Genomic DNA, 6,124 nt, shown 5'->3' on the forward strand with positions numbered 1-6,124 from the left:
GGAGGAGCTCAAGGCCAAGGGCCTGATCCGGGCGTACGGCGCGTCGGTCGACCAGGCGCGCGAGATCGAGGCGCTGCCCGTGGAGGCGGCCGTGACCGAGGTCCGCCTGTCGGTCCTGTATCAGGAACCGTTGCGCGCGATCAGACCCGGCACGATCGTCAAGGTCCCCCTGGAGTCGGGCTGGCTGTCCGGCCGATACGACGCGGAGTCGACCTTCGCCGACGTGCGGGCGCGCTGGTCGCCGGCCGACGTCGCGTTGCGCGCCGCGCTGGTCGAGGAGTTCCGCGCGCTGCTGCCCGAGGGCGTGAGCACCGTCGAGGGCGCGTTGCGGTTCCTGCTCGCGTACCCGCAGGTGTCGACCGTGATCCCGGGCACCCGCTCGCTGGACCACCTCGCGACGAGCATCGCGGCGGTGGCCGAAGGCCCCCTGCCGCAGGACACAGTGGATGCGATAGAAACCTGGTACGCCGAGCGGGTCGGCGATCGAGCGTTGAGTTGGTAGGGGAAATGGCGAACAGCAGAGCCGTGGTGCTCGGCGGTGGCGGCGTGACCGGCGTGGCGTGGGAGATCGGCATGATGCACGGCCTGGCCGAGCTCGGCGTCGACCTGTCCGCGGCGGACCTCTACGTGGGCACGTCGGCGGGCTCGGTGGTCGCCGCCCAGGTCACGTCGGGTACGCCGATCGGCGAGCTCTACGAGCGTGAGCTGGCGGACACCAGCGGCGACCGGAATGCCACGATCGGCCTCGGGGTGCTGCTGCGATACGGGCTGGCGATGGCGCTGCCCGGCGACCGCGGCCGGCGGCGGCTGGGCCGGGCGGCGCTGCGGGCGAAGACGGTGCCGGAGTCGGCGCGCCGGGAGGCGATCGGCGCCCGGGTGCCGGCCGGCACACCGTGGCCGGCCACCCGGCTGCGGGTCCCGGCGATCGACGCGCGGACCGGGCGGGTGGTGGTCTTCGACAACGACAGCGGCGCGCCCCTGCTGGACGCGGTTGCGGCGAGCTGCGCGGTTCCGCTGGTGTGGCCGCCGATGACGGTGAACGTCACCCGCTACATCGACGGCGGGATGCGCTCGCTGGCCAACGTCGACCTGGCGGCCGGCTACGCCCGGGTGGTGGTGCTGGCGCCGGGCACCCTGGCGGCGCGCAAGAAGGATCGGCCCGAGGTGCAGGCGGCCGCTCTGGGCGTACCCCATGCGGTTGTCACCCCCGGCAAGGCCGCGCTCGCCGCGATCGGCCGGAACCCGCTCAGCCCCGACCGCCGCGCGGCGGCCGCGGAAGCCGGCCGCAAGCAGGCGGCCGAGGATTTCTCCAAGGTGAAACGCGTGTGGGATTAAGGTCGACGGATGAGCATCATCTCGCCCGGCTTCGGCGACCGGCGCCGCTCCTCGCGGCCCGACCTGCCACCCGGCCAGTACCTGACGCATGACTTCCCGGTGCTGTCCGCCGGGCCGACACCACGCATCCCGCTGGACCGCTGGCGCTTCACCATCACCACCGAGACCGGCGGCAAGCACGAGTGGACGTGGGACGAGTTCACCAAGCTGCCGTCGGAGGACGTCACCACCGACATCCACTGCGTGACGAAGTGGTCGAAGCTGGGCACGTCCTGGCACGGTGTCTCGCTGGACACGATCCTTGAGGACGTGGAGACCGCGGCGGACTTCACGATGGTGCACGGCCACGGCGGCTACACCACCAACGTGCCGATGGAGGACCTGCTGAACGGGCAGGCCTGGATCGCGTACAAGTACGACGGCGAGGATCTGACGCCCGAGCACGGCGGCCCGGCCCGGATGCTGATCCCGCACCTCTACTTCTGGAAGTCCGCGAAGTGGGTCAACGGGCTCGAGATGCTCACCGATGACGAGCCGGGTTTCTGGGAAGAGGCCGGCTATCACATGTACGGAGACCCATGGCGCGAGCAGCGGTACCAGGGCGACTGACCTGGCGGGTGGCCACGGTCCTGACCGCGCGGAAGGAGACGCCCACCGCGACGACGCTCGAGCTCGACATCCCCGACTGGCCCGGTCACCTGCCCGGCCAGCATGTCGACGTGCGGCTCACCGCCCCGGACGGCTATCAGGCCGAGCGCAGCTACTCGATGGGCTCGGCGTGGCAGGAGGGGGCACCGGTCGAGCTGACGATCCAGCGGATCGACGACGGCGAGGTGTCCTCGTACCTCACGTCGGCGCTGTCCGCCGGCGACAAGCTGGAGTTGCGTGGCCCGATCGGCGGCTGGTTCGTCTGGCGGTCCACCTCGACGGCGCCGGTGCTGCTGGTGGCCGGCGGGTCCGGTCTGGTGCCGCTGATGGCGATGATCCGCGCCCGCGCGCTGGCGAAAGGCCGGCAGCCGTTCCGCCTGATCTACTCGGTGCGCACGCATGCCGACGCCCTCTACGCCGACGAGCTGGCCCGGCGGGTGCGCGACGACGGCGGGCTGGACCTGCACACCGTCTACACCCGAGAGACGCCGCGGAAACGGATCAGCGTGGCGACCCTGAACACGCACGGCTGGCCGCCCGACTTCGCGCCCGAGTGCTTCGTGTGCGGCCCGACCTCGTTCGTCGAGGCCGCGGCCGACATGCTCGTGGCGCTCGGCCACGACCCTCGCAAGATCAAGACCGAGAGGTTCGGCGGTTAGTTCCGGAACGCCCCGCGCAGGAAGCCGCCGCGGCTCTTCGCCGCCGGAGTCTGCGCGGCCGGGCGTGGGGTCGCCGGGCGGGACCGGCCGATCGGCTGGTCGTACTCGGCGCGAGCGATGGCGTCGGTGATCTCCGCCTCGCCGAAGTTCTCCGAGCCGGGGATCGACGGGACGAAGCCGACCAGGATGCCGTCGCGCATCACCTGCGCCTCTAGACCGGCCGTCCCGTCGTTGTCCCAGATCGCCTCGCGGCCGTCCGGGAGCACGACCCGGATGCCGTACTGCGTGATGCCGGCGTGCGGCAGCTTCACGTGTGCGAAGACGTTGCGCTGCCGCAGGGTCTTCACGATCCGCTGCGCCCGTAGCTCATCCATGCCTCGAAACTAACCCCGCAGGCTGGGGAAACGCTGTGCGCCACCGGGGAGAACCCCGCAAGATGTTACCACCAGGTAACAAATAAATCACCGTATTTCTTTATCGACAGACTTGACTTACTGTCCAGTAACCGAAGCGCTTCGGCCTCCATCCCCACCATCGGAGGCCATCCATGAGACGAACGACCGCCCTCGTTAGCCTCGCCCTCTCCGCCGTCCTCACACTCGTCACCGCCACCCCGGCCGCTGCCGCCTCCCGCATCGACTACATCGCCTTGGGCGACTCGTATTCGTCGGGAGTCGGCGCGAGCGGCCAGATCGGGCTGTGCCTGCGCAGCTCGAACGCGTACCCCGGTCTTTGGGCCGCGGCCAACCACCCGAAGTCCTACCGATCCGTCGCCTGCGGCGGCGCCACCACCGACGACGTTCGCCGCTTCCAGCTCGGTGCGCTGAGCAGGGGCACCGACCTGGTCAGCATCACGATCGGCGGCAACGACGTGGGCTTCGCCTCCACGATGATCACCTGCACGCTGGTCAGCGAGGCCGGCTGCCAGGCCGCCGTCGACGACGCCGTCGAGACGGGCGAGACCGTCTTGCCGGGCAAGCTCGACTCGTTGTACGCGGGCATCGCCGGTCGCGCCCCGAACGCGCGCGTGCTGGTGCTCGGTTACCCGCTGCTGTTCGACGAGACGGCGCCGAGCTGCGGTTTCGCGGGCTTGAGCGTCGCCAAGCGGCGGGCGATCAACCAGGGCGATCGCGAGCTGAACGCGGTGATCGCGGACCGGGCATCGGCCGCGGGCTTCGAGTTCGTGGACGTGACCGACGACTTCGCGGGTCACGGCGCGTGCTCCGCCCAGCCGTGGATCAACGGCCTGGTGATCCTCCCGCCGACGAACTCGTTCCACCCCAACGGCAGTGGCTACCGCTACGGCTACCTCCCGGCCCTGAGCGACGCCGTCGGCTGAGATTTCTCCACACCTCTCCACCCGGTCACCACACGATCGCCAAGGTTGGCGGCGCGGATCCGGCCAGAGTCATCGGCATGTCAACGATGCTCGCAGCGCCGCCCGCGCCGCCCACCCCCTCCGAGACCCTCGCGGGGATCAAGGCGATGGTCCCGCTCATGCTCGCGGTCACCCCGCAGGGCCTGAGCCTGGGTGTCGCCCTCGGTCAGATGCCCGGCCACCACCTCACCGCGTGGGCCACCTCCGGCCTGATCTACTCCGGCTCGGCGCAGCTCGCGCTGATGACCACCTACGCCACCTCCGGCATCGCCGCGATCGCGGTCACGCTCATCATCAACCTGCGCCTGGTGCTCTACAGCGCCGCATTGGCTCCACAGTGGCGGCAGCGGTCGCTGGGGTGGCGCCTGCTTGCCGGCCACCTGCTGATCGACCCGTCGTTCATCCAGGCCCAGCAGCGACCCCGCTCCACGTCGTACTTCATGGGGGGCGCGGTGATCCTCTTCGCGTGGTGGCAGGTGGTCACCGGCGTGGGGATCCTGGCGCCCGCGCTGATCCCGCACCTGGGCGCGCTGTGGGCCGCCGCACCGCTGTGCTTCGTCGCGCTGCTCGCCGGCTCGGTCAAGGAGCGCACCACGCTCGTCGCCGCCGGGGTCGCGTTCAGTGCCGCCCTCGCGCTCGGCGCCCTGCCCTACAGCCTCGGCCTCGTGGTCGCCATCGCGGCCGGCCTGGCCGCCGCCGTGAAGGCCGGTCAGTCATGAGCCTCTGGACCGTAGTTCTGCTCGCCGCCCTGGGCACGTTCCTGTTCCGGGTCGTCTTCCTGGTGGCACTCCGCAACCCCGAGCTCCCGCCGTGGGCTCAGCGCGCCACCGACCTGATCCTGCCGGTCGCGATCGCGGCCATCCTCGGCTCGGCCGTCCACCACACCGCGGCGGTCCAGCCGGCCGGTGACCTGATCGCCCTGAGCGCCGGCGCGGTCATCACCGTGCTGGTGGTCCGCAGAACCGGCTCGTTGCTCGCCGCCGTCGCCGCCGGCCTCGTCGTCGTCACCCTCGTCACCCTGATCTGAGAGCCCGACTGGGCATGACCCGTTTTGGCGGACGGGTTTGGTGTGGTGGCCGGTCAGGCCGCGGTGTCGGCCGGTTGTGGGCTGTTGTTTTCGTAGGCGGCGGGGCTGAGGTAGCCGAGGGTGGAGTGTCGGCGGCGGGTGTTGTACCAGCCTTCGATGTAGGCGAAGACGGCGGTGCGAACGGCGGCTTTGGTGGGCCAGGCCGTGCGGTGGATGAGTTCGGTTTTGATGGTGGCGAAGAATGATTCAGCGACGGCGTTGTCCCAGCATTGTCCGCGCCGCCCGACCGATAGTCGGATGCCGTGGGTGGCAGCCAGGCGGGTGTGCTGGGCGCTGACGTACTGGCTGCCGCGGTCGGAGTGGAAGATCAGCCCGGCTGGTGGGCGGCGGCGGGTCAGCGCGTCGCGCAGAGCGGCGTCGACCAGGTCGGTTCTCAGGTGGTCGGCGACGGCCCAGCCGACCACTCGTCGTGAGGCCAGGTCGATGACGGTGGCCAGATACAGCCACCCTTGCCAGGTGTTGATGTAGGTGATGTCGCCGCACCAGCGGGTGTCGGCGGCGCCCGGGTCGGTGCTGAAGTCCCGGCCGATCAGATCCGGGCGGGACTCGGTGGCCGGTCCGATGGCCGGGTCCGGCAGGGTGGTCGTGCGGAACTGGCGCGGGCTGCGGCCCCGGCAGCCGGCCGCCCGCATCAGCCGGGCGATCCGTTTACGGCCGTGCCGGTCCCCGGCGGCCGCCAGCTCGGCGTGGATACGCGGCGCCCCGTAGGTGCCGTTGGAGTGCGTGTGCACGGCGAGGATCTTCTCGGTCAGGCGCCCATCAACGCGGGACCGCCGCGAACGCCGGCCACCTGCCTGCTGGTAGAAAGCGGATCGGGAGACCTTCAACAGCTCACACCCGCGCTTCACGCTGTGCTTGCCAGCCTTCTCCGCGGCGATGAACCGATACCCGGTCACCGCGTCTCCCTCGCGAAGAAAGCCGTCTTAGATTCAGGTGATCAATGCAACGGTGCTGGTGAATGGGTGGCTTGTGGCACAGATGGGTCGGCCGGGGATGCCGGAGGCGATGAAAGAGGAC

Annotated in this window: 9 protein-coding genes; 7 read left to right on the forward strand and 2 right to left on the reverse strand. The window is 70.5% G+C overall.

Going from position 1 to position 6,124, the window contains the following annotated elements; all coding sequences use genetic code 11:
- The 4 genes from AB0M20_RS21965 to AB0M20_RS21980 form a co-directional block, all read left to right on the forward strand.
- On the forward strand, positions 1-502 hold a 502-nt coding region (locus tag AB0M20_RS21965), incomplete at its 5' end, for an aldo/keto reductase (RefSeq protein ID WP_364300881.1).
- Positions 503-507: 5 nt separating this feature from the next.
- Complete coding sequence (locus AB0M20_RS21970) at positions 508-1,335, forward strand: patatin-like phospholipase family protein (RefSeq protein WP_364300884.1); 828 nt, start codon at positions 508-510, stop codon at positions 1,333-1,335.
- Positions 1,336-1,344: 9 nt separating this feature from the next.
- Complete coding sequence (locus AB0M20_RS21975) at positions 1,345-1,944, forward strand: sulfite oxidase-like oxidoreductase (RefSeq protein WP_364300887.1); 600 nt, start codon at positions 1,345-1,347, stop codon at positions 1,942-1,944.
- Positions 1,914-2,642: a ferredoxin reductase gene (locus AB0M20_RS21980; protein WP_364300890.1), complete on the forward strand. Its 729-nt coding sequence runs from the start codon at positions 1,914-1,916 to the stop codon at positions 2,640-2,642. The genes AB0M20_RS21975 and AB0M20_RS21980 overlap by 31 nt, the downstream gene beginning before the upstream one ends.
- Here AB0M20_RS21980 and AB0M20_RS21985 read toward each other — a convergent pair.
- The gene (locus AB0M20_RS21985; RefSeq protein ID WP_364300892.1) at positions 2,639-3,016 is read right to left on the reverse strand and encodes a hypothetical protein; all 378 of its coding nucleotides are present in this window, start codon (positions 3,014-3,016) and stop codon (positions 2,639-2,641) included. The genes AB0M20_RS21980 and AB0M20_RS21985 overlap by 4 nt on opposite strands.
- A gap of 173 nt (positions 3,017-3,189) precedes the next feature.
- On the opposite strand from AB0M20_RS21985, the gene AB0M20_RS21990 reads away from it, so the two are divergent.
- The 3 genes from AB0M20_RS21990 to AB0M20_RS22000 all read left to right on the forward strand — a co-directional run bounded on the left by AB0M20_RS21990 (position 3,190) and on the right by AB0M20_RS22000 (position 5,047).
- Positions 3,190-3,981, forward strand: a complete 792-nt coding sequence (locus AB0M20_RS21990) for an SGNH/GDSL hydrolase family protein (protein WP_364300895.1) — start codon at positions 3,190-3,192, stop codon at positions 3,979-3,981.
- 77 nt (positions 3,982-4,058) lie between these two features.
- The gene (locus tag AB0M20_RS21995; RefSeq protein ID WP_364300897.1) at positions 4,059-4,739 is read left to right on the forward strand and encodes an AzlC family ABC transporter permease; all 681 of its coding nucleotides are present in this window, start codon (positions 4,059-4,061) and stop codon (positions 4,737-4,739) included.
- Complete coding sequence (locus AB0M20_RS22000; protein WP_364300899.1) at positions 4,736-5,047, forward strand: AzlD domain-containing protein; 312 nt, start codon at positions 4,736-4,738, stop codon at positions 5,045-5,047. Before AB0M20_RS21995 ends, AB0M20_RS22000 begins: the two co-directional genes overlap by 4 nt.
- A 53-nt stretch (positions 5,048-5,100) precedes the next feature.
- On the opposite strand, the gene AB0M20_RS22005 is transcribed toward AB0M20_RS22000, so the two are convergent.
- Positions 5,101-6,003, reverse strand: a complete 903-nt coding sequence (locus AB0M20_RS22005; protein WP_364300901.1) for an IS3 family transposase — start codon at positions 6,001-6,003, stop codon at positions 5,101-5,103.
- Positions 6,004-6,124: the final 121 nt, after the last annotated feature.

This window comes from Actinoplanes sp. NPDC051633, from assembly GCF_040681735.1.
Taxonomy (GTDB): domain Bacteria; phylum Actinomycetota; class Actinomycetes; order Mycobacteriales; family Micromonosporaceae; genus Actinoplanes.

Bases quoted from the DNA above. Each gene is read 5' to 3' on its own strand.
- AB0M20_RS21970 (WP_364300884.1), top strand. From the start codon at position 508: ATGGCGAACAGCAGAGCCGTGGTGCTCGGCGGTGGCGGCGTGACCGGC.
- AB0M20_RS21975 (WP_364300887.1), top strand. From the start codon at position 1,345: ATGAGCATCATCTCGCCCGGCTTCGGCGACCGGCGCCGCTCCTCGCGG.
- AB0M20_RS21980 (WP_364300890.1), top strand. From the start codon at position 1,914: ATGGCGCGAGCAGCGGTACCAGGGCGACTGACCTGGCGGGTGGCCACG.
- AB0M20_RS21985 (WP_364300892.1), bottom strand. From the start codon at position 3,016: ATGGATGAGCTACGGGCGCAGCGGATCGTGAAGACCCTGCGGCAGCGC.
- AB0M20_RS21990 (WP_364300895.1), top strand. From the start codon at position 3,190: ATGAGACGAACGACCGCCCTCGTTAGCCTCGCCCTCTCCGCCGTCCTC.
- AB0M20_RS21995 (WP_364300897.1), top strand. From the start codon at position 4,059: ATGTCAACGATGCTCGCAGCGCCGCCCGCGCCGCCCACCCCCTCCGAG.
- AB0M20_RS22000 (WP_364300899.1), top strand. From the start codon at position 4,736: ATGAGCCTCTGGACCGTAGTTCTGCTCGCCGCCCTGGGCACGTTCCTG.